Raw genomic sequence first — 26158 nt, 5'->3', positions numbered from 1 at the left:
GCCCGCCTTGCTGACGATCCACACCGACTCCAGGGGCCACGCCCTCGCCGTCGAGGGCGAGCTGATCGCGGGCGCCGGTCCCCTCGAGGAGCTCGTCGCCGCGTACCCGCCCGCGCGCGTGCGCTCCTGGCCCGGCATCCTCACGCCCGGGCTCGTCAACAAGCACGGCACCGAACTGCTGGAGGAGGCGTACCACCCGGACCCCCGGGAGGCCGACGAGCTGGGCACCGAACCGCTGACCGGCGACGCGCTCACCGCGCTCACGCTCGACGACGCCCGCTGGGGCGCGAGCGCCCGGCGCGGGGTGCAGCGCATGCTGGCACACGGGACGGTCGCGGCGGCCTGCGAACCGCTGCGCAACCGGGCGGTCGCCGACGCCGTACGGCGCACCGGACTGGTGCTCGCGGGGCGTGCCGCCCGCCCGGCCGGCGTCCCGTCCCTCGACCCGTTCGCCGCCGGGGTACCGGCGGTGTTCGCCCCTCCCCGCGACCCGGGCTCGGCCGCCCGCTTCGCCGTCTTCGACGTCCGCGACGAGGAGGAACTGACCGAACGCGGCGCGGGCACGTGCGTGGCGACGGTGCTGGCAGGCCGACTGGTGTTCAGACGCCGCTGACTCCTCTGCCGGCCCATCCCGCGAACGCCTCCCCGAACGCCCCCGAACTCTGGCTCACGCCACTGCAGTCGGTCGCCGCGTCGTCCGCACCGGACTCCCCGTCCGCACACCGCCGGTCCCGGAACGTGGACCACATGGACACCCAGGCGATCTCCTTCTCCTCCGCGAACTTCCGCACCCGGGCCGCGTCGGACAGCGTGAACGTCTCCCCGGCCACGTCGTTGACCCCGATCATCGAGGTGAGCGCCATCCCCCGCCACGCCCCCGCGTCCGAGAGCCCGAACACCTTCTTCAACTGGGCGTGCGCGGCCTTCGCGGAGGTGACGGCGTAGTCGCCCATGTCGCCGGTGTACGACTCGCCGTAGTTCATCGTCATCAGGTTCACCGTGGCGACCTGGACGTCATACGTGTTCGCGGACGCCAGCAGCGCGAGGCCGTCGGAGTCGAGGCCCGAGGGCATCACCGGCAGAGTGAAGGAGACCTTCAGATCCGGCCGTTGCTTCTGGAGCCGCGCTATCGCCTGTGAACGCCGGGCGACGGAGGCGGAGTCGGTCAGTTCGTCGCCCTCGATGTCGAAATCGGCCCGGCTGGAGCCGGCCGCGTCCAGCGCCCTGCCGTAGACGGCGGCCAGTTCCGCGACGCTGTCGCAGGTCGCGGCCAGCTCCTTGCCGGACGCCCCGCCGAAGGAGACACGGACGTCGGCGCCGTCCTGCTTCAGCCGCGATATCCGGGACGTCGCGGCCGGGTCGCCGATCGCCTCCGTGCCGTTCCACTTCGGGGTGCAGCCACTGCCGCCGGAGATGACGAAGGCGAGGTTGTACGTCGACGGCGAACCGGCGGAGTCGGTGCCCGATGCCTCGGTGGCGCTCACGTAGGGGGCGTAGGCGGGGGAGGAGCGGGCGTGGGCAGGGGAGGAGCGGGCGTCCTGGGTGGCACAGCTCGTGATTGCGAGTGCAATCACGCAGGTGACCCCGGCGATCGGTGTCGGTGAATTGCTCATCGTCTACGCACTCTCTCACACGGAAGAAGGTGACCCGGGGAAGCTAAGTGAAGTGACAGGTTTGGACAGGTACTCACCGATGGCTCACAAGAACAGCCGGGAAAAGCGCACATAAAGCCCGCCCAATGTCCGAGGAATGCAATCCGAACCCGCCATCGAAAGTCGCGCCGCACGGCGTGGTCGCCACCGCAAACATGGCAACGGGTCCACCGAGGGGCCCGTGTTCGTTGACGCCACCGGACGCCGTTCGAAGGTGCTGCGCCGCATCGGCCTGCTCGTCGGCGTCGTCTGCCACACCTACGCGGGCGTGCTCGCCGCCGCCTTCATGGGCTGGGGCACCTCCCTCAACCCGTCCTCCCTGCTGCCCTTCGGCACCGCCGGCGACGGCCGGGCCCCCGACGGCGTACGGCCGCAGGGTGGCATCGGCCGCCAGGCGGACGTGCCACAGGGCACCCCGTCCTCCTCCCTGTCGGGTGCCGCGATGGCCTACGGCGCCTGGTACGCCTTCTCCCACCAGGCCGACTTCGGCACCTACGACCTCGACGAGAACCCCCACGCCCAGGCCTTCTGGTCGGCAGGCTTCGTGACGCTGCTGATGTGGGCGAAGGCGTACTTCCGGATCGACTTCGCCCGGCTGACCCGGTTCCGGCGGCTGGACCGCGCGGTCACCGTCTTCAACGCGCGCGCGGTGACGATCTACCTCAGGCACGAGATCGCCCTGGTCCTGGCCGTCCCGCTGATCGACCGCTTCTGGGACGTGCCCGCCTTCGAGCGATACCTGCCGCTGGACAGCCAGTGGTTCATGTTCGGCATCGGCTGGCTCCTGATCGCCGTCTTCGTGCTGCTGTGCGGCTGGGTGGAGGATGTCGCGGCACGGAAGCAGCCCAGACTCCTGCCGTGAGAGCGGGCTGCAAGAATGGGCGGGTGACCCGCGCTTCCCTGAACAAGCAGCCGCACGAAGTCGCCTCGATGTTCGACGACGTGGCGGAACGGTACGACCTGACCAACGACGTGCTGTCGCTCGGCCAGGACCGGGTGTGGCGCAAGGAGGTGGCGAAGGCGGTCGACGCGCGCCCCGCGCAGAAGGTCCTCGACCTGGCCGCCGGTACGGCCACCTCCTCGCTGCCCTTCGCGCGCACGGGCGCGTACGTCGTCCCGTGCGACTTCTCGCTCGGGATGCTGCAGGTCGGCAAGAAGAAGCACACCTGGCTGCCGTTCACGGCCGGCGACGCGACGCGGCTGCCGTTCAAGGACGACACCTTCGACGCCGTGACGATCTCCTTCGGGCTGCGCAACGTCCAGGACACGGACGCGGCCCTGCGGGAGATGTACCGGGTGACCCGGCCCGGCGGACGGGTGGTGATCTGCGAGTTCTCGCACCCGACGTGGGCGCCCTTCCGGACCGTCTACACCGAGTACCTGATGCGGGCGCTGCCGCCGGTCGCGCGGGCGGTCTCCTCGAACCCGGACGCGTACGTCTACCTCGCCGAGTCCATCCGCGCCTGGCCCGACCAGCCCGCCCTCGCCGAACGGCTGCGCAAGGCGGGCTGGTCGAAGGTGGCCTGGCGCAACCTCACCGGCGGTGTGGTCGCGCTGCACCGCGGCTTCAAGGAGAGCTGAGGCCTTCTTCCGGGCCTAGCGGTTGATCGTCTCGAAGGCGTCCCCGGGCTCACCGAGCTCGCGTTGCAGTCCGCCCCTGGGCGGCCGCGGGATGCGCGGCTCGCGCACGCCTCCGCCGCCCTCTCCCTCACCGAAGTCGAACCACACGTACACCATGGAGTCCCGGGGCACCTCGGCGCCGGGCTGCGGGTACTGGCGTACGACGTAGTCGACGACCGCGAGGTGGAAGTCCGGGCGGTCCGGCGCGTTGAGGAACAGGCCCTGCGCCTGGGCCGTTTCGCGCGCGTCCACGGCCATCAGCCCGACCAGCCGTGGCACACGCACTTCGGGTGTTTTGGGTGTTATGCGCACAGATGTCACCCCCAGCGGTACTGGAAGGGTAACTCCCGTGCGCCCCGGCCGGAAGGAGCCGGTGTCTTTCTGTGACAGATGGCTACTCAGCGTGTTCGACGCCCAGTCGGAAGCACAGGGCGTCTTCGTCCAGGGTGGGATGCGGATAGGTCTCCGCCGGGCGCATGCCGAGCCGACGGGTCACCGCGATCGACCGCTCGTTGCCCGGCCGGACCATCGCCACCACCTCCTTGACCCCGGCCGCTCCCACTCGCCGGAGCGTCTCGCGCGCGGCCGCGGTGACATACCCCTTGCCCCAGTGCGCGCGGCCCAGCCGCCAGCCGATCTCCATCTCGCCGACCGGGCCCCAGTCCGGCTGCCAGGGCTGCGCCCCGGTGAAGCCGATGACTTCCCCGGATTCGTCCAGCATGGTCCACAGGCAGAAGCCGAGTTCGGCGTCGTGCCGCCGCTGCCGCGCGGTGAGCTCCTCGTAGACCGACAGCGCGGCCGGTCTGCCGCCGTAGAACTCCATGACCTCGGGGTCGTCGAAGACCCGGTGCCAGGCGATCGCGTCCTCATGGGTGGGAACGCGCAGCCGTACCGCGGGGAGAGGTCGGTTCACAGGGCAGCCCTTCAGCCGGGTGATCAATTCTGCTGAATAGACTGCCCATGTCCAGTGCCGGTCGGCACACAGATTTCGAACTTGGGGAGATCCCGCCGTGACCGTCGAGACCGAGCCCCTCTCCGAGAACACCGCCGATGTGATCGTCGTGGGCGCGGGGCCCGCCGGCTCCACGACCGCGTACCACCTCGCCAAGGCCGGCCTCGACGTCCTGCTCCTCGAGAAGACCGAGTTCCCGCGCGAGAAGGTGTGCGGCGACGGCCTCACCCCGCGCGCGGTCAAGCAGCTCGTCGCCATGGGCATCGACATCTCCGAGGAGGCCGGCTGGCTGCGCAACAAGGGCCTGCGCATCATCGGCGGCGGCTCCCGCCTCCAGCTGGACTGGCCGGAACTCGCCTCCTACCCGAACTACGGACTCGTCCGCAAGCGCGACGACTTCGACGAGCAGCTCGCCCGCAACGCCCAGAAGGCGGGGGCGCGGCTGTACGAGCGCTGCAACGTCTCCGGCCCGGTCATCGACGACCGCACCGGCCGTATCACCGGCGTCACCGCCAAGCTGGGCGAGGAGAAGCGCGAGGTCACCTTCCACGCGCCGTTGGTGGTCGCCGCCGACGGCAACTCCACCCGCCTGTCCCTCGCGATGGGCCTGCACCGCCGCGAGGACCGCCCGATGGGCGTCGCGGTCCGGACGTATTTCGAGAGCCCTCGCCACGACGACGACTACCTGGAGTCCTGGCTGGAGCTGTGGGACCGCCGCGGCACCCAGGACCGGCTGCTGCCCGGCTACGGCTGGATCTTCGGCATGGGCGACGGCACGTCGAACGTCGGCCTCGGCGTCCTGAACACCTCCGCCTCCTTCAAGGAGCTGGACTGGCGCGAGATCCTCAAGGCCTGGTGCGCCTCCATGCCCGAGGACTGGGGCTACACCCCCGAGAACATGACCGGCCCGATCCGCGGCGCCGCACTCCCCATGGCCTTCAACCGCCAGCCCCACTACACGCGCGGCCTGCTCCTCGTCGGTGATGCCGGCGGCCTGGTGAACCCCTTCAACGGCGAGGGCATCGCCTACGCCATGGAGTCCGGCCAGATCGCCGCCGACGTCATCGTCCAGGCCCACGCGCGGGCCACGCCCGCCCAGCGCGAGATCGCCCTGCAGCGCTACCCGCGCGTCCTCAAGGACACCTACGGCGGCTATTACACGCTCGGCCGCGCGTTCGTGAAGCTCATCGGCAACCCGAAGGTCATGCAGATCGCGGCCCAGCGTGGCCTCACCCACCCGATGCTGATGAAGTTCACCCTCAAGTTGCTGGCGAACCTCACCGACCCCACGGGCGGCGACGCCATGGACCGGATCATCAACGGCCTGAGCAAGGTGGCCCCGAAGGCGTGAGCCTCTACCGGGCCGGGCTCAGCTCCTCGGCACGGGCGGCCCGGCGGGCGAACACCTCGTCCCGCCGGTCCGCCATCTGCCGCAGCGCGTCCTTTTTCTCCCGCTTGGAGAGCCGATCCAGGTAGATGTACCCGTTGGTGTGGTCGGTCTCGTGGATGAGGCAGCGCGCGAAGTACCCCGTGCCCTCGATGACCATCGGGTTGCCGTCCTTGTCCTGCCCGCGCACGACGGCCCGGTCCGGCCGCGGTACGGCCATCACGGCACCCGGAACCGACAGACAGCCCTCGCCCTCGTCCAGCAATCGTCGCCCGCTCGTGGGCGTTTCGAGCACCGGATTGACGATGTGTCCGACATGCCGGACTCCGTTGTCATCGGGGCAGTCGTACACGAACAGCCGCAGATCGACCCCTACCTGATTCGCGGCAAGTCCCGCCCCTTCGGCGACATACAGGGTGAGGAACATGTCGTCGACGAGTGCGGCGAGGTCGGGTCCGAACTCCGTGACGTCCCGGCACGGCTTGTGCAGGACCTCCTCGCCGACCTCGGTGATCCGGCGCACCGTTCCGCGCCCGGCCTCGGGCGCGTGGCGGGGGTGGTAGTCGGCGGGCCTGCCCTGTACGAACACGCGTGGCATGACGCGGTCTCCTTCGCTCATGGACGGACCGCCGGACGGCGGCCCGAACAGAGCTTGTCAGGACGGGGCCTCTGGCGCCCCGGGAACGACGCAAGGGCCGCTGCCCCCGAGCGGCTGCGGCCCTACGCGCGTTGAGAGACGTGCGGTGCGCTCAGAGCACCCGCACGGCGCCGGTCGGCGGGTCGTACGACAGCGGCTTCTCGACGATGCCGGTGGACGGGTTCTGCGCGCCGACGAACATACCGTCGCCGACGTACACCGCCACGTGGTACGCGCTGCCCGCGCTGCCCCAGTAGAGGATGTCGCCCGGCTGCAGGTTGCTCAGCGAGACCTGCGTGCCGGCGGTCGACTGGTCCTGGGAGACGCGCGGCAGGCTGACGCCGATCTGCTTGAAGGCGGCCTGCACCAGGCCGGAGCAGTCGTAGGCGCTCGGGCCGGAGGCGCCCAGGACGTAGGACTTGCCGATCTGCGCCTTCACGAAGGAGATGACGGACGCGGCCGAACCGGTCGCCGTGCTCGTGGAGGTGCTGCCGGTGTCCGTGGCGGCGAGCGTCGTGCGTGCCGCGCTGCGCGAGGCACGATCGGCGGCGGCCCTGCGGGCGGCCTCCTCGGCCTTCTTCTTGGCCTCGGCGGCCTTCTGCTTGGCCTCCGCGAGGTCCGCCTTGGCCTGCTTCGCGGCGTTTGCGGCGGCCGCGTCGCGCTCGGCCTGGAGCTGGTAGTTCGCGGCGGCCTGCTGGGTGGCGTCCGCGGACTTTGCGGCCTGGGCGGCCAGGTCGGCCGTCAGGGTGGGCAGTTCGAGGGTCTGCGTCACCGGCTCGGCCGCGTTCGCCGAGCCGGACGCCCCGGCGACTGCCAGGGTGCTGAGGACGCCACCGGCAACTCCGGCCCGCATCGCGAGGGTCGACGCGCTGCGGCGGGGCTTCCGGTGGCTGCGTATGTGAGCGGTGTGGGACATGGGAACAACCGGTATCAGGGGCTCCTTCATATCTTCAAGAAACGTGTGCTGCGCCACAGTTGCTCAATCGAGACCTGGAATCCCGGGCGTGTCGTTCTTTATTGACGCCGTAACGGACATTGCGGACGCCCGTGATCAAGGGCTTGATCACGGCCTTTGATCATTTCGCCCGAATTGCCCCCCGCCTACCACTGGTTGCGGTCATTGGCCAAGCCCGGTTCTCAGAGGCCTCTCATCGATGTGGCGGAGGTCACGGAACGGTCACCGGAAACGCGGCGTCCCGTGCGCGAGGAGCTCGTGAACGCGTGCACGCGTCGGATCCGCGTCCACATCGCACCCCGCACCTCCCCCTGATGTGTGAACGCGCCCCTCTACCAGGCACCTGCGTCCAGTACCAATTTGCATGCAGCGGAACTCTCTTGATATTGAGACGCACCCTCCGGCCTGCGATGACAAGCGAGAATGTCACTTCTCGTGATCAACTGAACGCTTCGCGTATGAAGATCACTCATCATCCGACTTCATGATCCTTCATCAGGTGGTGGAGATCACAAAGCTCATGCAATACCCCGTGTCGCAGATCACAGAGTGGCGGGCATAAGATGCGTGGCAACTGGGCTTGTGACCTGCTTCACATGTTCTCGATCTTCGCCCGGGACCGGCGGGGCTCGTGAGGTCTGTGAGGCGGAAGTGAGCGCAGTGCACCAGTGCAACCGCCAGCAGTCAGCGCCGACTGAGAGGAGCGAGGAGCGGTGAACGCGTATGCGCCCATCCTCGTACTGGGAGCCCTCGGGGCAGGCTTTGCGATCTTCTCCGTGGTCATGGCCACGCTGATCGGTCCGAAGCGGTACAACCGCGCCAAGCTCGAGGCCTATGAGTGCGGTATCGAGCCGACCCCCACGCCGGCCGGCGGCGGGCGCTTCCCCATCAAGTACTACCTGACGGCGATGCTCTTCATCGTCTTCGACATCGAGATCGTCTTCCTCTATCCCTGGGCCGTCACCTTCGACGCCCTGGGGATTTTCGGGCTCGTGGAGATGCTGCTCTTCGTGCTCACCGTCTTCGTCGCATACGCGTACGTATGGCGGCGCGGCGGCCTGGAATGGGACTGAGGGGCCTTAGGACATGGGACTCGAAGAAAAGCTGCCGAGCGGCTTCCTGCTGACCACCGTCGAGCAGGCCGCGGGCTGGGTGCGCAAGGCGTCCGTCTTCCCGGCCACCTTCGGCCTCGCCTGCTGCGCCATCGAGATGATGACCACCGGCGCCGGCCGGTACGACTTGGCGCGCTTCGGCATGGAGGTCTTCCGCGGCTCACCGCGCCAGGCCGACCTGATGATCGTCGCCGGCCGGGTCAGCCAGAAGATGGCGCCGGTGCTCCGGCAGGTCTACGACCAGATGCCCAACCCGAAATGGGTGATCTCCATGGGTGTCTGCGCCTCGTCGGGCGGCATGTTCAACAACTACGCGATCGTCCAGGGCGTCGACCACATCGTCCCGGTCGACATCTACCTGCCGGGCTGCCCGCCCCGCCCCGAGATGCTGATGGACGCGATCCTCAAGCTCCACCAGAAGATCCAGTCCGCCAAGCTCGGCGTCAACGCCGAGGAGGCGGCCCGCGAGGCGGAGGAAGCGGCGCTCAAGGCCCTGCCCACGATCGAGATGAAGGGGCTGCTGCGGTGAGCGACGCGAACGGCAACGGCACGGGCGGCGTGAACGGGTCCGCGAACGGGGTGAACCCCGAGAAGGACCTCTCCGCCTCCAACCTCCCCGGCCAGCGCGGCCAGGGTGGCGAGGAGATCCGCGTCCAGCGCGGCATGTTCGGCGCCAACAACGGCGGCGACACCTCCGGCTACGGCGGCCTGGTCCGCTCGGTCCGACTTCCGGGACCGGCGAGTCGCCCCTACGGCGGCTGGTTCGACGAGGTCGCCGACGAGCTGGAGGGTGCCCTGGAGGAACAGGGACTCCTCCCGGACAACGCCATCGAGAAGACGGTCGTCGACCGCGGCGAGCTCACCTTCCACATCGAACGCGAGCACCTGCTCCGCGTCGCCCGCACCCTGCGCGACGACCCGGCCCTGCGCTTCGAACTGTGCACCGGAGTCAGCGGCGTCCACTACCCGCAGGACAAGGGTCGCGAGCTGCACGCCGTCTACCACCTGCGCTCGATCACCCACAACCGGCTGATCCGCGTCGAAGTCAGCGCCCCCGACGCCGACCCGCGCGTCCCGTCCCTCGTCTCCGTCTATCCGACGAACGACTGGCACGAGCGCGAGACCTACGACTTCTTCGGCATCGTCTTCGACGGTCACCCGGCCCTGACGCGGATCATGATGCCGGACGACTGGCAGGGCCACCCGCAGCGCAAGGACTACCCCCTCGGCGGCATCCCCGTCGAGTACAAGGGCGCCCAGATCCCGGCTCCGGACCAGCGGAGGTCGTACTCGTGAGCACTTCCCAGGCTTCCCCTCGCGAGACCACCGAGGGCACCGTATACACCGTCACCGGTGGCGACTGGGACGAGGTCGTCCAGTCCGCGACCCGCGCCGACGACGAACGCATCGTCGTCAACATGGGTCCCCAGCACCCCTCCACCCACGGAGTGCTCCGCCTGATCCTGGAGATCGAGGGCGAGACGGTCACCGAGGCCCGCTGCGGCATCGGCTATCTGCACACCGGCATCGAGAAGAACCTCGAGTACCGCACGTGGACGCAGGGCACCACCTTCGTCACGCGCATGGACTACCTGACGTCCTTCTTCAACGAGACCGCCTACTGCCTCGCCGTCGAGAAACTCCTCGGCATCGAGGACGACATCACCGAGCGCGCCAAGATCATCCGGGTGCTCCTGATGGAGCTGAACCGGATGTCCTCCCACCTGGTGTGCATCGCCACCGGCGGTATGGAGCTCGGCGCCACCACGATCATGATCTACGGCTTCCGTGATCGTGAAATGATTCTCGACCTCTACGAGCTCATCACGGGCCTTCGGATGAACCACGCGTACATCCGCCCCGGCGGACTCGCCCAGGACCTGCCCCCGGGCGCGGTGGACCAGATCCGCGAGTTCGTGAAGAAGATGAAGAAGAACCTCCCGGAGTACGACAAGCTCGCCACCGGGAACCCCATCTTCAAGGCCCGCATGCAGGACATTGGCTACCTCGACCTGGCCGGCTGCATGGCCCTCGGCGCCACCGGTCCGATCCTGCGCTCCACCGGCCTGCCGCACGACCTGCGCAAGGCACAGCCCTACTGCGACTACGAGACGTACGACTTCGAGATTCCGACCGCCGACAGCTGCGACGCCTACGGCCGCTTCCTGGTCCGCCTGGAGGAGATGCGCCAGTCGCTCAGGATCGTCGAGCAGTGCCTGGACCGGCTGCAGCCCGGCCCGGTCATGGTCGCCGACAAGAAGATCGCCTGGCCCGCCCAGCTCGCCCTCGGACCGGACGGACTCGGCAACTCCCTCGACCACATCAAGAAGATCATGGGCACCTCCATGGAGGCCCTGATCCACCACTTCAAGCTCGTCACCGAGGGCTTCCGCGTCCCGCCGGGACAGGCGTACGCGGCTGTCGAGTCCCCGAAGGGCGAACTCGGCGTGCACGCCGTCTCCGACGGCGGCACCCGCCCCTACCGGGTCCACTTCCGCGATCCGTCCTTCACCAACCTGCAGGCCATGGCGGCGATGTGCGAAGGCGGCCAGGTCGCCGACGTCATCGTCGCCGTCGCGTCCATCGACCCCGTGATGGGAGGCGTCGACCGGTGACCACCTCTTCTTCGGAGCGGGGCGTCAGCCTGGGCATGCCCGAACTGCCCGCGCCCGCCTACCCGGACGACGTCCGGGCCCGGCTGGAGGCGGACGCGCGCGAGATCATCGCGCGCTACCCGGACTCCCGGTCCGCCCTGCTCCCCCTGCTCCACCTCGTGCAGTCGGAGGAGGGCCATGTCACGCGCACCGGCATGCAGTTCTGCGCGGACATGCTGAACCTGACCACGGCCGAGGTCACCGCCGTCGCCACCTTCTACACCATGTACCGGCGCAAGCCCTCCGGTGACTACCAGGTGGGCGTCTGCACCAACACGCTGTGCGCGGTGATGGGCGGGGACGCGATCTTCGAGACCCTCCAGGAGCACCTGGGCGTCGGCAACGGCGAGACCACCGACGACGGCAAGGTCACCCTGGAGCACATTGAGTGCAACGCGGCCTGCGACTTCGCGCCGGTCGTGATGGTCAACTGGGAGTTCTTCGACAACCAGACGCCGGGCAGCGCCAAGCGCCTGGTCGACGATCTGCGCGCGGGACGGCCCGTACAGCCCACGCGCGGGGCGCGGCTGTGCACGTTCAAGGAGACCGCGCGGATCCTCGCCGGCTTCCCCGACGAGCGGCCCGGGGCCGTCGAGGAGGGCGGCGGTGCGGGACCCGCGTCGCTTGTGGGCCTTCGCCTGGCAAGGGGAGAGGCCGCACCCGCGCGCGTGGTCCATCCGCGCGGAGGTCCGCATGGGGAACCGCAGGACAGGGTGCACGAGCCGTCACCGGCCGAACACCTCAGTTCCCATGACGCGCCGCTGGACACATCGGCCTCCGACTCCGCGCACCCGGCAGGGCCTACCGCCGAGGAGGGGGAGTGATGACCGTGGTACCCGAGGTCAAGGACACGAGCCCCGAGAAGCTGCTCGCACCCGTGCTGTCGGCCTTCTGGGACGAGGACCGGTCCTGGACTCTGGACGTCTACCGGAGGCACGAGGGGTACGAGGGGCTCCGCAAGGCGCTCGCAATGTCACCGGACGACCTGATCGCGTACGTCAAGGACTCCGGTCTGCGCGGACGCGGCGGCGCGGGGTTCCCGACCGGAATGAAGTGGCAGTTCATTCCGCAGGGTGATGGAAAACCGCACTATCTAGTTGTCAACGCCGACGAATCGGAGCCCGGGACCTGCAAGGACATCCCGCTCCTCTTCGCGAACCCGCATAGCCTCATCGAGGGCATTGTGATCGCGTGTTATGCCATCAGGTCGTCGCATGCCTTCATCTATCTGCGTGGTGAAGTCGTCCCCGTTCTGCGGCGGTTGCACGAGGCCGTGCGCGAGGCCTACGCGGCGGGCTACCTCGGCGAGAACATCCTGGGCAGCGGGCTGGACCTGAAGCTCACCGTGCACGCGGGCGCCGGCGCGTACATCTGCGGTGAGGAGACCGCACTGCTCGACTCGCTCGAAGGCCGCCGTGGTCAACCGCGGCTCCGTCCCCCCTTCCCTGCGGTGGAAGGCCTCTACGCCTGTCCGACTGTTGTGAACAACGTCGAGTCGATCGCGTCGGTTCCCGCGATCCTGAAAAACGGCAAAGACTGGTTCAGGTCGATGGGCAGCGAGAAGTCTCCGGGCTTCACGCTCTACTCGCTCAGCGGCCATGTCGCGAGCCCCGGCCAGTACGAGGCCCCGCTCGGCATCACGCTGCGCCAGCTCCTCGACATGAGCGGCGGCATGCGGGCGGGCCATCGCCTGAAGTTCTGGACGCCGGGCGGCTCGTCGACGCCGATGTTCACCGACGAGCACCTCGACGTCCCCCTCGACTACGAGGGCGTCGGCGCCGCGGGCTCGATGCTGGGCACCAAGGCGCTGCAGTGCTTCGACGAGACGACCTGCGTGGTGCGGGCGGTGACCCGCTGGACCGAGTTCTACGCCCACGAGTCCTGCGGCAAGTGCACGCCCTGCCGCGAAGGGACGTACTGGCTGGTGCAGTTGCTGCGGGACATCGAGGCCGGCAAGGGCGTCATGGCCGACCTCGACAAACTCAACGACATCGCCGACAACATCAACGGCAAGTCCTTCTGCGCCCTCGGTGATGGCGCCGCGTCCCCGATCTTCTCCTCGCTGAAGTACTTCCGCGAGGAGTACGAGCAGCACATCACGGGCCGGGGCTGCCCCTTCGACCCGGCCAAGTCGACGGCCTGGGCGGACCGCCCGGAGGTGAACGCATGACCGTACAGCAGGCCAGTAGCGGCTCCGCCGCGGGCCGGCGCCCCACGGGTGGGGGACAGGCGGCGGTCCCGCCGCAAGACCTCGTCACGCTGACGATCGACGGCATCGAGATCAGCGTGCCCAAGGGCACCCTGGTCATCCGGGCCGCCGAGCAGCTCGGCATCGAGATCCCCCGGTTCTGCGACCACCCCCTGCTCGACCCCGCCGGCGCCTGCCGTCAGTGCATCGTCGAGGTCGAGGGCCAGCGCAAGCCGATGGCGTCCTGCACCATCACCTGCACCGACGGCATGGTGGTGAGGACCCAGCTGACCTCGCCGGTCGCCGAGAAGGCCCAGCACGGTGTGATGGAGCTGCTGCTCATCAACCATCCGCTGGACTGCCCGGTCTGCGACAAGGGCGGCGAGTGCCCGCTGCAGAACCAGGCCATGTCGCACGGCAACGCCGAGTCCCGCTTCGAAGGCAAGAAGCGCACCTACGAAAAGCCCGTACCGATCTCCACGCAGGTGCTGCTCGACCGCGAGCGGTGCGTACTGTGCGCCCGCTGTACCCGCTTCTCCAACCAGATCGCGGGCGACCCGATGATCGAGCTGATCGAGCGGGGCGCGCTGCAGCAGGTCGGCACCGGCGAGGGCGACCCCTTCGAGTCGTACTTCTCCGGCAACACCATCCAGATCTGCCCGGTCGGCGCGCTCACCTCGGCGGCCTACCGTTTCCGCTCCCGCCCCTTCGACCTCGTCTCCTCGCCGTCGGTGTGCGAGCACTGCTCCGGCGGCTGCGCCATCCGCACCGACCACCGGCGCGGCAAGGTCATGCGGCGGCTCGCCGAGAACGACCCCGAGGTCAACGAGGAGTGGGTCTGCGACAAGGGACGCTTCGCGTTCCGGTACGCGCAGATGAAGGACCGCCTGGACACCCCGCTCGTCCGTAACGCCGACGGTGTCCTGGAACCCGCGTCATGGCCGGAGGCCCTGGAGGCGGCCGCGCGGGGCCTGACCGCCGCACGCTCCCGGGCCGGCGTTCTCATCGGCGGCCGGCTGACCGTCGAGGACGCCTACGCGTACAGCAAGTTCGCGCGCGTCGCTCTCGACACGAACGACATCGACTTCCGCACGCGCGTGCACAGCGGCGAGGAGGCCGACTTCCTGGCCGCCCGGGTGGCAGGCCGCGGCCGTGACCTCGACGGTACGGGCGTCACGTACACCTCCCTGGAGCAGGCGCCCGCGGTCCTGCTGGCCGGCTTCGAGTCGGAGGAGGAGGCGCCCGGCGTCTTCCTGCGGCTGCGCAAGGCCTGGCGGAGGCGCAAGCAGAAGGTGTTCGCGCTGGCCACACACGCCACCCGGGGCCTTGAGAAGACGGGCGGCACTCTGCTGCCGGCCGCGCCCGGCACCGAGACCGAGTGGCTGGACGCCCTCGCGAGCGGCGTCGGCCTGGAGGAGCCCGGCACCCGCGCCGCCGAGGCCCTGCGCACCGAGGGCGCGGTCATCGTCGTCGGTGAGCGGCTCGCCTCGGTCGTCGGCGGCCTGACCGCCGCCGTACGCGCCGCCGTCGCGACCGGCGCCCAGCTCGTGTGGATCCCGCGCCGGGCCGGTGAGCGCGGCGCCGTCGAGGCGGGCGCGCTGCCGTCGCTGCTGCCGGGCGGCCGCCCCGCGACCGACCCACGCGCGCGTGAGGAGGTCGCCGCCGTCTGGGGGCTCGCCGAACTCCCGCTGCGCTACGGCCGCGACACCCACCACATCGTCGAGGCCGCCGCCACCGGCGAACTATCGGCGCTCGTCGTCGCCGGAGTGGAGGTCGCCGACCTGCCCGACCCGGCACGCGCGCGTGAGGCGCTCGACAGCGTCGGCTTCCTGGTGTCGCTGGAGCTGCGGCCCAGCGAGGTCACCGAGCACGCCGACGTCGTGCTGCCGGTCGCCGCGGTCGCCGAGAAGGCGGGCACCTTCCTCAACTGGGAAGGCAGGGTGCGTTTCTTCGACGCCGCCCTCAAGCCCGATCAGATGACCCGCCGCCTGGCACCGACCGACGCGCGCGTGCTGCAGATGCTGGCCGACGCCATGGACGTCCACCTGGGTCTGCCGGATCTGCGCACCACACGCGCGGAGATCGACCGGCTCGGCCCCTGGGACGGCCCGCGCGCCTCGGACCCACAGGAGTCCGCGGGCGCGCTGCCCCGCCCGGCCGCCGGCGAGGCCGTACTCGCCGGGCACCGGCTGCTGCTCGACCAGGGCGTCCTCCAGGAGGGCGACGAGGCGCTCGCCGGAACCCGGCATGCCGCCCACGCGCGCGTGTCGGCGGCGACGGCGGCCGAGGCGGACGTCAAGGAAGGCGACGTCCTCGCGGTCACCGGCCCCTGCGGCACCGTCGAACTGCCGCTGCGGATCACCGAGATGCCCGACCGGGTGGTCTGGCTTCCGCTGAACTCCGTCGGCACGGGCGTCGCCTCCGACACCGGGGCACGGCCCGGCTCACTCGTCCGCATCGGCCCGGCGGTATCCGCCGAACCGGCCCCCAAGGAGGTGGAGGCATGAGCCCGTACCTCGCAGCTGAAGACCTCTCGATGTTCGGCCGCGACCCGTGGTGGCTGGTCGTCATCAAGGCCGTGTTCTGCTTCGCCTTCCTGATGGTGACCGTACTGTTCTCCATCGTCTGGGAGCGCAAGGTCGTCGCCTGGATGCAGCTGCGCATCGGCCCGAACCGGCACGGCCCCTGGGGCATGCTCCAGTCGCTCGCCGACGGTGTGAAGCTGATGCTCAAGGAAGACATCATCGTCAAGCGCGCCGACAAGGTGGTCTACGTCCTGGCGCCGATCGTCGCGGCCATCCCGGCTTTCATGGCGATCGCGGTGATCCCCTTCGGCCCCGCCGACAACGAGATCTCGATCTTCGGCACGCGCACCACCATGCAGCTCACCGACCTGCCGATCGCGATGCTCTACATCCTCGCGGTCGCCTCCGTCGGCATCTACGGCATCGTGCTGGCGGGTTGGAGTTCCGGATCCACTTATCCGCTCCTGGGCGGCCTGCGCTCCTGCGCGCAGATGATCTCCTACGAGATCGCCATGGGTGCCGCGTTCGCCTCCGTGTTCCTGTACTCGGGGTCGATGTCGACGTCCACGATCGTGGCCCAGCAGCACGACCGCTGGTACATCCTGCTGCTACCGGTCTCGTTCATCCTCTACATCGTCACGATGGTCGGCGAGACCAACCGCGCCCCCTTCGACATGCCGGAGTCCGAGGGCGACCTGGTCGGCGGTTTCAACACCGAGTACTCGTCCATCAAGTTCGCGATGTTCATGCTCGCCGAATACGTGAACATGGTGACGGTCTCGGCCGTGTCGACCACGCTGTTCCTCGGCGGCTGGCGCGCCCCCTGGCCGATCAGCTCGTTCTGGCAGGGCGCGAACCACGGCTGGTGGCCGCTGCTCTGGTTCGTGATCAAGGTCCAGCTGCTGCTGTTCTTCTTCATCTGGCTGCGCGGCACGCTCCCTCGCGTCCGCTACGACCAGCTGATGAAGCTCGGCTGGAAGGTCCTCATCCCCGTCTCCGTGACCTGGCTGATGCTGGTGGCGACCGTACGGGCCCTGCGCAACGAGCACTACGACTTCGCCGACATCGCCCTCTACGTGGGTGGCGGAGTCCTCGCCCTGCTGCTCATCTCCTTCGTCGCCGACATGTTCCGGGAGAAGGCGAGGGCTGCCGAGCAGCCCGCCACGGAGCAGGCCGGATTCGACGCGCTGGCGGGCGGTTTCCCCGTACCGCCGCTGCCCGGACAGGAGTTGCCGCCGGTGCCGAGGCGCCGCCCGCGCCACGAGCGGGAGCTGATTGTCAGTGGTGGGTCGGACACTGTCAGTGACGGATCTTCGGATGGAAAGGAGGCGTCCGATGGCTGAGGAGCCCAAGGAGACCAAGCCCGGTTTCCTGAACCCTGTGGCCGGCTTCGGCGTGACCTTCAAGGCCATGTTCAAGAAGCGGCTGACCGAGCAGTACCCGGAGCAGAAGAAGACCACGGCTCCGCGGTTCCACGGACGGCACCAGCTCAACCGCCATCCGGACGGCCTGGAGAAGTGCGTCGGCTGCGAGCTGTGCGCCTGGGCCTGCCCCGCCGACGCCATCTATGTGGAGGGTGCCGACAACACCGACGAGGAACGCTACTCGCCGGGCGAGCGGTACGGCCGCGTCTACCAGATCAACTACGCCCGCTGCATCCTGTGCGGCCTGTGCATCGAGGCGTGCCCCACGCGCGCGCTGACGATGACCAACGAGTTCGAACTGGCGGACTCCAGCCGCGCCAACCTCATCTACACCAAGGAACAGCTCCTCGCCGGCCTTGAGGAGGGCATGGTCGACACGCCGCACGCGATCTTCCCGGGGACCGACGAACAGGACTACTACCGGGGCCTGGTGACGCAGGCCGCGCCGGGCACGGTCCGCCAGGCCGCCGTCTCCAAGGGCGAGCGGCCGGAAGACCAGGAGGTGGACGCATGAGCCAGCAGCTCGCCGCCTACACCACCTCCACCGGTGAGGCCTTCCAGTTCTGGGTCCTCGGCACCGTCGCGGTGATCGGCGCCCTGTGCACCGTCTTCATGAAGAAGGCCGTGCACAGCGCACTCAGCCTCGCCGGAACCATGATCGTCCTGGCGGTGTTCTACCTCGCCAACGGCGCCTACTTCCTGGGCATCGTGCAGATCGTCGTCTACACCGGCGCGATCATGATGCTGTTCCTGTTCGTGGTGATGCTCGTCGGTGTCACGGCCGCGGACTCGCTGAAGGAGACCATCAAGGGCCAGCGCTGGCTGGCCCTTCTGTGCGGGGCCGGCTTCGGCATCCTGCTGCTCGCCGGCATCGGGAACGCCTCCCTGAAGGATTTCGCCGGCACCGGCCAGGCGAACGCGAACGGCAATGTGGAGGGCCTCGCCTCCCTCATCTTCACCAAGTACGTCTTCGCCTTCGAAATCACCGGCGCCCTGCTCATCACCGCCGCCGTCGGCGCCATGGTGCTCACCCACCGCGAGCGCACCGAGCGCGCCAAGACCCAGCGCGAACTGTCCGAACAGCGCGTCCGCGAGGGCACGTACGTCCCGCCGCTGCCCGCCCCTGGTGTCTACGCCCGGCACAACGCCGTCGACATCGCGGGCCTGCTCCCCGACGGCACCCCGTCCGAGCTGACCGTCAGCAAGACGCTGCGCGAGCGCGGACAGATCCGTGACGTGTCGGCGGAGGCACTCAACGACCTGCGGGCGCTGGAGCAGCGCGCGCAGGAACGCCTGGAGCGCACGGCGATCGAACCGGCGACGTTCAAGCGGCCCGAGGAGGCGTCGAAGTGAACCCGGTCAATTACCTGTACCTCGCCGCCCTGTTGTTCACGATCGGCGCCACCGGCGTACTGATCCGGCGCAACGCCATCGTGGTCTTCATGTGCATCGAGCTGATGCTGAACGCCTGCAACCTCGCGTTCGTCACCTTCTCCCGGATGCACGGCAACCTCGACGGCCAGATCATCGCCTTCTTCACGATGGTCGTCGCCGCCGCGGAGGTCGTGGTGGGCCTCGCGATCATCGTGTCGCTGTTCCGCACCCGCCACTCGGCCTCGGTCGACGACGCCAGCCTGATGAAGCTGTAAGGGGTCGGAAGAATCGTGGAGAACCTGATCGCGCTGCTCATCGCGGCGCCCCTGCTCGGAGCGGCCGTCCTCCTGGTCGGCGGCCGGCGGCTGGACGCCGTCGGCCACTGGATCGGCACGCTGCTCTCGTCCGTCTCCTTCGTCATCGGTGTCGTCCTCTTCGCCGACCTGCTCGGCAAGAGCGCCGACCACCGTACGCTGACCCAGCACCTGTGGACATGGATCTCGGTCGGCAGCTTCCACGCGGACGTCACCTTCCGCCTGGACCAGCTGTCGATGACGTTCGTCCTGCTCATCACGGGCGTCGGCTCGCTGATCCACCTGTACTCGGTCGGGTACATGGAGCACGACGAGCGCCGCCGCCGCTTCTTCGGCTACCTGAACCTGTTCCTCGCGGCGATGCTGCTGCTCGTCCTCGCCGACAACTACCTGCTGCTGTACGTCGGCTGGGAAGGCGTCGGCCTCGCCTCGTACCTGCTGATCGGCTTCTGGCAGCACAAGCCGAGCGCCGCGACGGCCGCGAAGAAGGCCTTCCTGGTCAACCGCGTCGGCGACATGGGCCTGTCGATCGCGATCATGCTGATGTTCAGCACGTTCGGCACCTTCGCCTTCGGCCCGGTCCTCAGCCACACCGGCGGCACCTCCGAGGGCAAGCTCACCGCGATCGGCCTGATGCTGCTGCTCGCCGCCTGCGGCAAGTCGGCCCAGGTGCCGCTGCAGTCCTGGCTCGGCGACGCCATGGAGGGCCCGACGCCGGTCTCGGCCCTGATCCACGCTGCGACGATGGTGACCGCGGGCGTGTACCTCATCGTCCGTTCCGCCGCCATCTTCAACGCGGCGCCCGACGCCCAGCTCGCCGTCACCGTGGTCGGCGCGGTCACGCTCCTCTTCGGTGCGATCGTCGGTTGCGCGAAGGACGACATCAAGAAGGCGCTGGCCGGCTCCACCATGTCGCAGATCGGCTACATGGTGCTGGCGGCGGGCCTCGGCCCCATCGGCTATGTCTTCGCGATCATGCACCTGGTGACGCACGGCTTCTTCAAGGCCGGGCTGTTCCTCGGCGCGGGTTCCGTCATGCACGGCATGAACGACGAGGTCGACATGCGCAAGTACGGCGGCCTGCGCAAGTACATGCCGGTCACCTTCATCACCTTCGGCCTCGGCTACCTCGCCATCATCGGTTTCCCGGGCCTGTCCGGATTCTTCTCCAAGGACAAGATCATCGAGGCGGCCTTCGCCAAGGGCGGCACCGAGGGCTGGATCCTCGGCGGCGCGGCCCTGCTGGGCGCGGCCATCACCGCCTTCTACATGACGCGCGTGATGCTGATGACGTTCTTCGGAGAAGAACGCTGGCGGCACGCCCCGACCCCGTCCCCGGCCGAACCGAGCGTGGAGCCCGCCGCCGAGACACGCGGCGAGCACGCCGAGCCGCACCCCCACGAGTCGCCCAAGGTCATGACGATCCCCATGATCGTGCTGGCCGTGGGATCGGTGGCCGGCGGCTTCTTCTTCAACCTCGGCGACCGCTTCCTGCACTGGCTGGAGCCGGTCACCGGGCACAGCGAGGGCCACTCCCCGGTCAGCGCGGCGACGGTCACCGGCGCCACCATGGTCTGCCTGGTCGTCGGTGTCGGCATCGCCTGGGCCCAGTACGGCCGCAAGCCCGTCCCGGCCGTCGCCCCGCGCGGCTCGCTGCTCACCCGCGCGGCCCGCCGTGACCTGCTCCAGGACGACTTCAACCATGTTGTCCTGGTGCGCGGCGGCGAGCACCTGACGCGCTCCCTGGTCTACGTCGACCACACCCTGGTCGACGGCGTCGTCAACGGCACGGCGGCCGGCTTCGGCGGCCTGTCCGGACGGCTCCGCCGGATCCAGAACGGCTTCGCCCGCTCCTACGCGGTCTCGATGTTCGGCGGTGCGGCACTCCTGGTCGCCGCGACCCTGCTGATGAGGGCGGTCTGATACCGATGTCCTTTCCTCTGCTGACAGCGACGGCGGCACTCCCGGCGGTGGGGGCCGTCGCCACGGCCGCCGTACCGGCCGCGCGGCGCACCGCCGCGAAGTGGCTGGCGCTGCTCGTCTCGCTCGCCACACTCGCCCTGGCCGTCATCGTCCTGGTCCGTTTCGACCCGGGCGGCGCCCGCTACCAGCTCACCGAGTCGCACGCCTGGATCAAGAACTTCGGGGTGCGGTACGAGCTGGGCGTCGACGGCATCGCGGTGGCGCTGATCGCGCTGACCGCCGTACTGATCCCGTTCATCGTCCTCGCCGGCTGGCACGACGCGGACCCGCTGGAGACGGGCAGCCGCCGCTGGCGCCCCACCCAGGGCTTCTTCGCGCTGATCCTGGCCGTCGAGGCGATGGTGCTCATCTCGTTCGAGTCCACCGACGTCTTCCTGTTCTACATCTTCTTCGAAGCCATGCTCATCCCGATGTACTTCCTCATCGGCGGCTTCGGAGACCGTGCCCACGCGCAGGGCGAGAAGGCGGCCTCGACGCAACGGTCGTACGCGGCCGTGAAGTTCCTCCTCTACAACCTGGTCGGCGGCCTGATCATGCTGGCCGCGGTGATCGGCCTCTATGTGGTGGCCGGAAACTTCAGCCTCCAGGAGATCGCGCAGGCCCGCGCGAACGGCTCGATGCACATGGCGACGAGCACCGAACGCTGGCTGTTCCTGGGCTTCTTCTTCGCGTTCGCGGTGAAGGCGCCGCTGTGGCCGCTGCACACCTGGCTGCCCAATGCCATGCAGGAGTCCACTGCCCCGGTCGCCGTCCTCATCACCGCGGTGGTCGACAAGGTCGGCACCTTCGCGATGCTCCGCTTCTGCCTCCAGCTGTTCCCCCAGGCCAGCAAGTGGGCGACACCCGTCATCCTCGTCCTGGCCCTGATCAGCATCGTCTACGGCGCACTGCTCGCCGTCGGCCAGCGGGACATCAAGCGACTGGTCGCCTACGCGTCGATCTCGCACTTCGGCTTCATCATCATGGGCATCTTCGCGATGACCAGCCAGGGTCAGTCCGGCGCGACGCTCTACATGGTCAACCACGGCATCTCCACGGCCGCGCTGATGCTGGTCGCCGGCTTCCTGATCTCCCGGCGCGGCTCGCGGCTCATCGCCGACTACGGAGGCGTGCAGAAGGTCGCCCCGGTGCTCGCCGGCACCTTCCTGATCGGCGGCCTCGCCACCCTCTCGCTGCCCGGACTCGCGCCGTTCGTGAGCGAGTTCCTGGTCCTGGTCGGCACGTTCACGCGCTACCCGGTGATCGGCATCATCGCCACCTTCGGCATCGTCCTCGCCGCGCTCTACACCCTCGTCCTGTACCAGCGGACGATGACGGGCCCGGTGAAGCCCGAGGTATCGGCGATGCCCGACCTACGCGCGCGTGAACTCGTCGTCGTCGCCCCGCTGATCGTGCTGCTGATCTTCCTGGGCGTCTACCCGAAGCCCGTCACGGACATCGTCAACCCAGCGGTCAAGCAGACCATGTCCGACGTACACAAGACCGACCCCAAGCCCTCGGTGGAGGCGGCCAAGTGAGCGCAACAGTCGTCCACAGCCTGTGGACAACCGCGGCCGACCCGATCGCGAAGATCCCGGCACCGAAGATCGAATACGGACAATTGTCGCCGACACTGATCGTCGTCGGTGCGGCGCTGGTCGGGGTGCTGATCGAGGCGTTCATCCCGCGCAAGTCCCGCTACTACGCCCAGGTGTTCGTGTCCGTCGTCGCGCTGTGCGCCGCGTTCGCCGCGGTGGTCGCGCTGGCAGCCGACGGCTACGGCACCACCAAGGCGCACATCGCGGCCATGGGGGCGATCGCGGTCGACGGCCCGTCCCTGTTCCTGCAGGGCACGATCCTGCTGGCCGGCCTCGTGGGCCTGTTCACGTTCGCCGAGCGGCGACTGGACCCGGCCGCGCACGGCAACCGCGTCGACTCCTTCGCCGCGCAGGCCGCCTCCGTGCCGGGCAGCGACAGTGAGAAAGCGGCGGTGAAGGCGGGATTCACCACCACGGAGGCCTTCCCGCTCCTCCTCTTCGCGATCGCCGGCATGCTGGTGTTCCCCTCGGCCAACGACCTGCTGACCCTGTTCGTGGCCCTGGAGGTCTTCTCCCTGCCGCTGTACCTGCTGTGCGCGCTGGCCCGCCGCAAGCGGCTGATGTCGCAGGAAGCCGCCGTCAAGTACTTCCTGCTCGGCGCGTTCGCCTCCGCGTTCACGCTGTTCGGCATCGCCCTGCTGTACGGCTACGCGGGCTCGGTGTCGTACGCGCGCATCGCCCAGGTCGTCGACGGCACGGTCACCAACGTCGACCCGGCGCTCGCCAACACCATGGGCAACGACGCACTGCTGCTGCTCGGCAGCGCCCTGATCGTGATGGGCCTGCTGTTCAAGGTGGGCGCGGTGCCGTTCCACATGTGGACGCCGGACGTCTACCAGGGCGCGCCGACCCCGGTGACCGGCTTCATGGCCGCGGCGACGAAGGTGGCCGCGTTCGGCGCGCTGTTGCGTCTGCTGTACGTCGTCCTGCCCGGCATGCGCTGGGACTGGCGGCCGGTCATGTGGGCGGTGGCGATCATCACCATGCTCGGCGGCGCGATCATCGCGATCACGCAGACCGACATCAAGCGGCTCCTGGCGTACTCGTCCATCGCGCACGCCGGATTCATCCTCGCGGGCGTCATCGCCACGTCGAAGGACGGCGTCTCGTCCGTCCTCTTCTACCTGGCCGGCTACTCGTTCGTGACGATCGGCGCGTTCGCGGTGGTCACGCTGGTGCGCGACGCGGGCGGCGAGGCGACCCACCTGTCCAAGTGGGCGGGTCTCGGCCGCCGCTCCCCGCTGGTGGCGGCGGTCTTCGCCGTGTTTCTGCTGGCCTTCGCCGGTATCCCGCTGACCTCCGGCTTCGCCGGGAAGTTCGCCGTGTTCAAGGCGGCGGCGGACGGCGGCGCGGCCCCGCTGGTCGTGGTCGGTGTGATCTCCTCCGCGATCGCCGCGTTCTTCTACATCCGCGTGATCGTCCTGATGTTCTTCAGCGAGCCGAAGCCGGAGGGCCCGACCGTGGCCGTCCCGTCCCCGCTGACCATGGCGGCCATCGCCATCGGCGTCGCGGTGACGCTGGTCCTCGGCGTGGCGCCGCAGTACTTCCTGGACCTGGCCAGCCAGGCCGGGGTGTTCGTGCGCTGACCCCAGGTCCACAGCGGCCCGGCACCTCACGGGGTGCCGGGCCGCCGTGCTGTCGGCGACAAAGAAGGGCGCTTGTCGCTTCACGTCAGCGTCCGATTACACGGAAGTACGGACCGAGCCTGTGGATAACTCCGAGGCTGTCGGTCCCGCCCCCTATCGTGGAGGCAGTGGTCGAGGACGACACACGGGGGACCGACGGGGGACAGGACGATGCGTGCGACGGGCGGGATCAGCGAGATGCCACAGGTGACCGAGGGGCCGGGCGCGGCCGACAGCGAGGCGCTGGCCACGCTGCACCGGGTCTTCGGGTACGAGACCTTCCGGGGCGAGCAGGCAGCGATCATCGAGCATGTGGTGGCGGGCGGCGACGCCGTCGTCCTCATGCCCACCGGCGGCGGAAAATCGCTGTGCTACCAGATCCCGGCCCTGGTCAGACCCGGTACGGGCGTGGTGATCTCGCCGCTGATCGCGCTCATGCAGGACCAGGTGGACGCCCTGCGCGCCCTCGGTGTGCGCGCCGGCTTCATCAACTCCACGCAGGACTTCGACGAGCGACGCATGGTCGAGGCCGAGTTCCTCGCCGGAGAGCTGGACCTGCTGTACCTGGCGCCGGAGCGGCTGCGCCTGGAGGGCACGCTCGACCTGCTCTCGCGCGGCAAGGTCTCCGTCTTCGCGATCGACGAGGCGCACTGTGTGTCCCAGTGGGGCCATGACTTCCGCCCCGACTACCTCACCCTGTCCCTCCTCGGCGAGCGCTGGCCGGACGTCCCGCGGATCGCCCTCACCGCCACGGCCACCCGCGCCACCCACCAGGAGATCACCCAGCGGCTGAACCTGCCGACGGCCCGCCACTTCGTCGCCAGCTTCGACCGACCCAACATCCAGTACCGGATCGTGCCCAAGGCCGACCCCAGGAAGCAGCTGCTCGCCTTCCTCCGCGATGAGCACGCGGGCGACGCCGGCATCGTGTACTGCCTGTCGCGCAACTCGGTGGAGCGGACGGCGGAGTTCCTGACCGCCAACGGCGTCGAGGCGGTGCCGTACCACGCAGGCCTGGACGCGGGCATGCGCGCCGCCCACCAAGCCCGGTTCCTGCGTGAGGACGGCCTGGTCGTGGTGGCGACCATCGCCTTCGGCATGGGCATCGACAAGCCGGACGTACGGTTCGTCGCCCACCTGGACCTGCCCAAGTCGATCGAGGGCTACTACCAGGAGACCGGCCGCGCGGGCCGCGACGGACTGCCGTCCACGGCCTGGATGGCGTACGGCCTGAACGACGTCATACAGCAGCGCAAGCTGATCCAGTCCGGCGAGGGCGACGAGGCGTTCCGCCGCCGGGCCACCGCCCACCTGGACTCCATGCTCGCGCTCTGCGAGACGGCCCAGTGCCGCCGCGGCCAGCTGCTCGCCTACTTCGGCCAGGACCCCGACGCGGCGGGCTGTGGCAACTGCGACACCTGCCTCACCCCGCCGGAGACCTGGGACGGCACGATCGCCGCGCAGAAGGTGCTGTCGACGGTGGTACGGCTGCAACGGGAGCGCGGCCAGAAGTTCGGTGCCGTGCAGATCGTCGACATCCTGCTCGGCAAGCGCACCGGCAAGGTGATCCAGTTCGACCACGACCAGCTGTCCGTCTTCGGCATCGGACAGGACCTCACCGAGGCCGAGTGGCGGGGCGTCATCCGGCAGCTGCTGGCGCAGGGGCTGCTCGCGGTCGAGGGGGAGTACGGCACTCTGGTGCTCACCGAGGCGAGCGGCTCCGTGCTGCGGAGGGAGCGGGAGGTGCCGCTGCGCAAGGAGCCAAAGAAGCCGGCCGCCTCCCGGTCCCGGTCGGCCGGCGCCTCCGGCGGCGACCGCAAGGCCAAGGCCGCCGCGGCCGAACTGCCCGACGACCTCCTCCCCGCCTTCGAGGCACTGCGTGCCTGGCGCGCCGAACAGGCCCGCGAGCAGGGCGTGCCGGCGTACGTCATCTTCCACGACGCCACCCTGCGGGAGATCGTCACCCGCAGGCCCGGTTCGGTGCGTGAGCTCGGCACGGTGAGCGGCGTCGGCGAGAAGAAGCTGGCGACGTACGGGGACGGCGTGCTGGCCGTGTTGGCCGCCCTGGACGACCCGGCCCCGACCGCAGGCGACGCGCAGCACGCCGACTGGCCGGAACCGGAACCGGCAGAGGAGCCGGAGCCGGACGACTGGATATAGCAGGTCGGTCCTGGGCGAC

23 protein-coding genes and 1 pseudogene are annotated in these 26158 nt (G+C 69.2%); 19 read left to right on the top strand and 5 right to left on the bottom strand.

All coding sequences use genetic code 11. The annotated features are described in order from the left end of the window. The first annotated feature begins 7 nt into the window (after window positions 1-7). The gene (locus tag ACWCQS_RS03540) at window positions 8-613 is read left to right on the top strand and encodes a hypothetical protein (protein WP_451002873.1); all 606 of its coding nucleotides are present in this window, start codon (window positions 8-10) and stop codon (window positions 611-613) included. Here ACWCQS_RS03540 and ACWCQS_RS03535 read toward each other — a convergent pair. Then, entirely contained in the window at window positions 600-1613 is a 1014-nt protein-coding gene (locus ACWCQS_RS03535) for a chitinase (protein WP_451002872.1), read from the bottom strand. The genes ACWCQS_RS03540 and ACWCQS_RS03535 overlap by 14 nt on opposite strands. A gap of 463 nt (window positions 1614-2076) precedes the next feature. Between ACWCQS_RS03535 and ACWCQS_RS03530 the strand changes: the two are divergent. Beyond that, window positions 2077-2514 (top strand): annotated as a pseudogene (locus ACWCQS_RS03530) (acyltransferase family protein); the annotation flags it as partial. A gap of 23 nt (window positions 2515-2537) precedes the next feature. After that, window positions 2538-3233: a demethylmenaquinone methyltransferase gene (locus ACWCQS_RS03525; RefSeq protein ID WP_351802361.1), complete on the top strand. Its 696-nt coding sequence runs from the start codon at window positions 2538-2540 to the stop codon at window positions 3231-3233. A 15-nt stretch (window positions 3234-3248) separates the two neighbouring features. Here the strand turns inward: ACWCQS_RS03525 and ACWCQS_RS03520 are convergent, their stop codons facing one another. Together ACWCQS_RS03520 and ACWCQS_RS03515 are read right to left on the bottom strand one after the other, a co-directional pair. Continuing rightward, on the bottom strand, window positions 3249-3557 hold the full coding sequence (locus tag ACWCQS_RS03520; protein ID WP_388619384.1) for a PASTA domain-containing protein: 309 nt from the start codon (window positions 3555-3557) through the stop codon (window positions 3249-3251). A 109-nt stretch (window positions 3558-3666) separates the two neighbouring features. Further along, the gene (locus tag ACWCQS_RS03515) at window positions 3667-4185 is read right to left on the bottom strand and encodes a GNAT family N-acetyltransferase (RefSeq protein ID WP_451002871.1); all 519 of its coding nucleotides are present in this window, start codon (window positions 4183-4185) and stop codon (window positions 3667-3669) included. A 97-nt stretch (window positions 4186-4282) separates the two neighbouring features. Between ACWCQS_RS03515 and ACWCQS_RS03510 the strand changes: the two genes are divergently transcribed. Beyond that, the gene (locus ACWCQS_RS03510) at window positions 4283-5575 is read left to right on the top strand and encodes a geranylgeranyl reductase family protein (protein WP_450982800.1); all 1293 of its coding nucleotides are present in this window, start codon (window positions 4283-4285) and stop codon (window positions 5573-5575) included. Window positions 5576-5579: 4 nt separating this feature from the next. On the opposite strand, the gene def is transcribed toward ACWCQS_RS03510, so the two are convergent. Together def and ACWCQS_RS03500 are read right to left on the bottom strand one after the other, a co-directional pair. After that, window positions 5580-6209: a peptide deformylase gene (gene def, locus ACWCQS_RS03505; RefSeq protein ID WP_451002870.1), complete on the bottom strand. Its 630-nt coding sequence runs from the start codon at window positions 6207-6209 to the stop codon at window positions 5580-5582. A 151-nt stretch (window positions 6210-6360) separates the two neighbouring features. Then, entirely contained in the window at window positions 6361-7164 is an 804-nt protein-coding gene (locus ACWCQS_RS03500) for a C40 family peptidase (protein WP_388619394.1), read from the bottom strand. 752 nt (window positions 7165-7916) lie between these two features. Between ACWCQS_RS03500 and ACWCQS_RS03495 the strand changes: the two genes are divergently transcribed. From ACWCQS_RS03495 to recQ, 15 genes are all read left to right on the top strand, one after another. Next, window positions 7917-8276, top strand: coding sequence for an NADH-quinone oxidoreductase subunit A (locus tag ACWCQS_RS03495; protein ID WP_003992243.1), 360 nt, complete (start codon window positions 7917-7919; stop codon window positions 8274-8276). A 13-nt stretch (window positions 8277-8289) separates the two neighbouring features. After that, window positions 8290-8844, top strand: coding sequence for a NuoB/complex I 20 kDa subunit family protein (locus tag ACWCQS_RS03490; RefSeq protein ID WP_143628055.1), 555 nt, complete (start codon window positions 8290-8292; stop codon window positions 8842-8844). Next, window positions 8841-9611 carry an NADH-quinone oxidoreductase subunit C gene (locus ACWCQS_RS03485; protein ID WP_451002869.1) on the top strand — a complete coding sequence of 257 codons (771 nt, stop codon included), beginning with the start codon at window positions 8841-8843 and terminating at the stop codon, window positions 9609-9611. The genes ACWCQS_RS03490 and ACWCQS_RS03485 overlap by 4 nt, the downstream gene beginning before the upstream one ends. Next, window positions 9608-10930: an NADH-quinone oxidoreductase subunit D gene (locus ACWCQS_RS03480; RefSeq protein ID WP_388619400.1), complete on the top strand. Its 1323-nt coding sequence runs from the start codon at window positions 9608-9610 to the stop codon at window positions 10928-10930. Before ACWCQS_RS03485 ends, ACWCQS_RS03480 begins: the two co-directional genes overlap by 4 nt. Continuing rightward, window positions 10927-11793, top strand: coding sequence for an NADH-quinone oxidoreductase subunit NuoE (gene nuoE / locus ACWCQS_RS03475; RefSeq protein ID WP_451002868.1), 867 nt, complete (start codon window positions 10927-10929; stop codon window positions 11791-11793). Before ACWCQS_RS03480 ends, nuoE begins: the two co-directional genes overlap by 4 nt. After that, entirely contained in the window at window positions 11793-13139 is a 1347-nt protein-coding gene (gene nuoF, locus ACWCQS_RS03470) for an NADH-quinone oxidoreductase subunit NuoF (RefSeq protein WP_451002867.1), read from the top strand. The genes nuoE and nuoF overlap by 1 nt, the downstream gene beginning before the upstream one ends. Beyond that, entirely contained in the window at window positions 13136-15664 is a 2529-nt protein-coding gene (locus tag ACWCQS_RS03465) for an NADH-quinone oxidoreductase subunit G (protein WP_451002866.1), read from the top strand. Before nuoF ends, ACWCQS_RS03465 begins: the two co-directional genes overlap by 4 nt. Beyond that, on the top strand, window positions 15661-17025 hold the full coding sequence (nuoH, locus tag ACWCQS_RS03460) for an NADH-quinone oxidoreductase subunit NuoH (protein ID WP_451002865.1): 1365 nt from the start codon (window positions 15661-15663) through the stop codon (window positions 17023-17025). The genes ACWCQS_RS03465 and nuoH overlap by 4 nt, the downstream gene beginning before the upstream one ends. Further along, on the top strand, window positions 17018-17620 hold the full coding sequence (gene nuoI / locus ACWCQS_RS03455) for an NADH-quinone oxidoreductase subunit NuoI (protein WP_451002864.1): 603 nt from the start codon (window positions 17018-17020) through the stop codon (window positions 17618-17620). The genes nuoH and nuoI overlap by 8 nt, the downstream gene beginning before the upstream one ends. Then, complete coding sequence (locus tag ACWCQS_RS03450; protein WP_451002863.1) at window positions 17617-18459, top strand: NADH-quinone oxidoreductase subunit J; 843 nt, start codon at window positions 17617-17619, stop codon at window positions 18457-18459. The genes nuoI and ACWCQS_RS03450 overlap by 4 nt, the downstream gene beginning before the upstream one ends. Continuing rightward, a complete protein-coding gene (gene nuoK, locus ACWCQS_RS03445; RefSeq protein WP_023547474.1) occupies window positions 18456-18755 on the top strand; it encodes an NADH-quinone oxidoreductase subunit NuoK in 300 nt (99 codons plus the stop codon). The genes ACWCQS_RS03450 and nuoK overlap by 4 nt, the downstream gene beginning before the upstream one ends. 15 nt (window positions 18756-18770) lie before the next feature. Further along, window positions 18771-20717 (top strand): NADH-quinone oxidoreductase subunit L, encoded by a 1947-nt coding sequence (gene nuoL / locus ACWCQS_RS03440; RefSeq protein WP_451002862.1) that lies wholly within the window; start codon window positions 18771-18773, stop codon window positions 20715-20717. A gap of 5 nt (window positions 20718-20722) precedes the next feature. Next, window positions 20723-22294: an NADH-quinone oxidoreductase subunit M gene (locus tag ACWCQS_RS03435; RefSeq protein ID WP_451002861.1), complete on the top strand. Its 1572-nt coding sequence runs from the start codon at window positions 20723-20725 to the stop codon at window positions 22292-22294. After that, window positions 22291-23940 carry an NADH-quinone oxidoreductase subunit NuoN gene (nuoN, locus tag ACWCQS_RS03430; RefSeq protein WP_451002860.1) on the top strand — a complete coding sequence of 550 codons (1650 nt, stop codon included), beginning with the start codon at window positions 22291-22293 and terminating at the stop codon, window positions 23938-23940. The genes ACWCQS_RS03435 and nuoN overlap by 4 nt, the downstream gene beginning before the upstream one ends. A gap of 210 nt (window positions 23941-24150) precedes the next feature. Next, window positions 24151-26139 (top strand): DNA helicase RecQ, encoded by a 1989-nt coding sequence (recQ, locus tag ACWCQS_RS03425; RefSeq protein WP_451002859.1) that lies wholly within the window; start codon window positions 24151-24153, stop codon window positions 26137-26139. Window positions 26140-26158 lie beyond the last annotated feature (19 nt).

The sequence above is a fragment of the Streptomyces sp. NPDC002076 genome, from assembly GCF_053593835.1.
This window is presented reverse-complemented; position numbering and strand designations above follow the sequence as displayed.

Excerpts from the sequence above, each read along its gene's own strand:
- ACWCQS_RS03490 (WP_143628055.1), top strand. The coding sequence starts at position 8,290 with ATGGGACTCGAAGAAAAGCTGCCGAGCGGCTTCCTGCTGACCACCGTC.
- ACWCQS_RS03500 (WP_388619394.1), bottom strand. The coding sequence starts at position 7,164 with ATGTCCCACACCGCTCACATACGCAGCCACCGGAAGCCCCGCCGCAGC.
- nuoI (WP_451002864.1), top strand. The coding sequence starts at position 17,018 with ATGGCTGAGGAGCCCAAGGAGACCAAGCCCGGTTTCCTGAACCCTGTG.
- def (WP_451002870.1), bottom strand. The coding sequence starts at position 6,209 with ATGCCACGCGTGTTCGTACAGGGCAGGCCCGCCGACTACCACCCCCGC.
- ACWCQS_RS03435 (WP_451002861.1), top strand. The coding sequence starts at position 20,723 with ATGTCCTTTCCTCTGCTGACAGCGACGGCGGCACTCCCGGCGGTGGGG.
- recQ (WP_451002859.1), top strand. The coding sequence starts at position 24,151 with ATGCGTGCGACGGGCGGGATCAGCGAGATGCCACAGGTGACCGAGGGG.
- nuoF (WP_451002867.1), top strand. The coding sequence starts at position 11,793 with ATGACCGTGGTACCCGAGGTCAAGGACACGAGCCCCGAGAAGCTGCTC.
- ACWCQS_RS03450 (WP_451002863.1), top strand. The coding sequence starts at position 17,617 with ATGAGCCAGCAGCTCGCCGCCTACACCACCTCCACCGGTGAGGCCTTC.
- ACWCQS_RS03535 (WP_451002872.1), bottom strand. The coding sequence starts at position 1,613 with ATGAGCAATTCACCGACACCGATCGCCGGGGTCACCTGCGTGATTGCA.
- ACWCQS_RS03465 (WP_451002866.1), top strand. The coding sequence starts at position 13,136 with ATGACCGTACAGCAGGCCAGTAGCGGCTCCGCCGCGGGCCGGCGCCCC.
- nuoH (WP_451002865.1), top strand. The coding sequence starts at position 15,661 with ATGAGCCCGTACCTCGCAGCTGAAGACCTCTCGATGTTCGGCCGCGAC.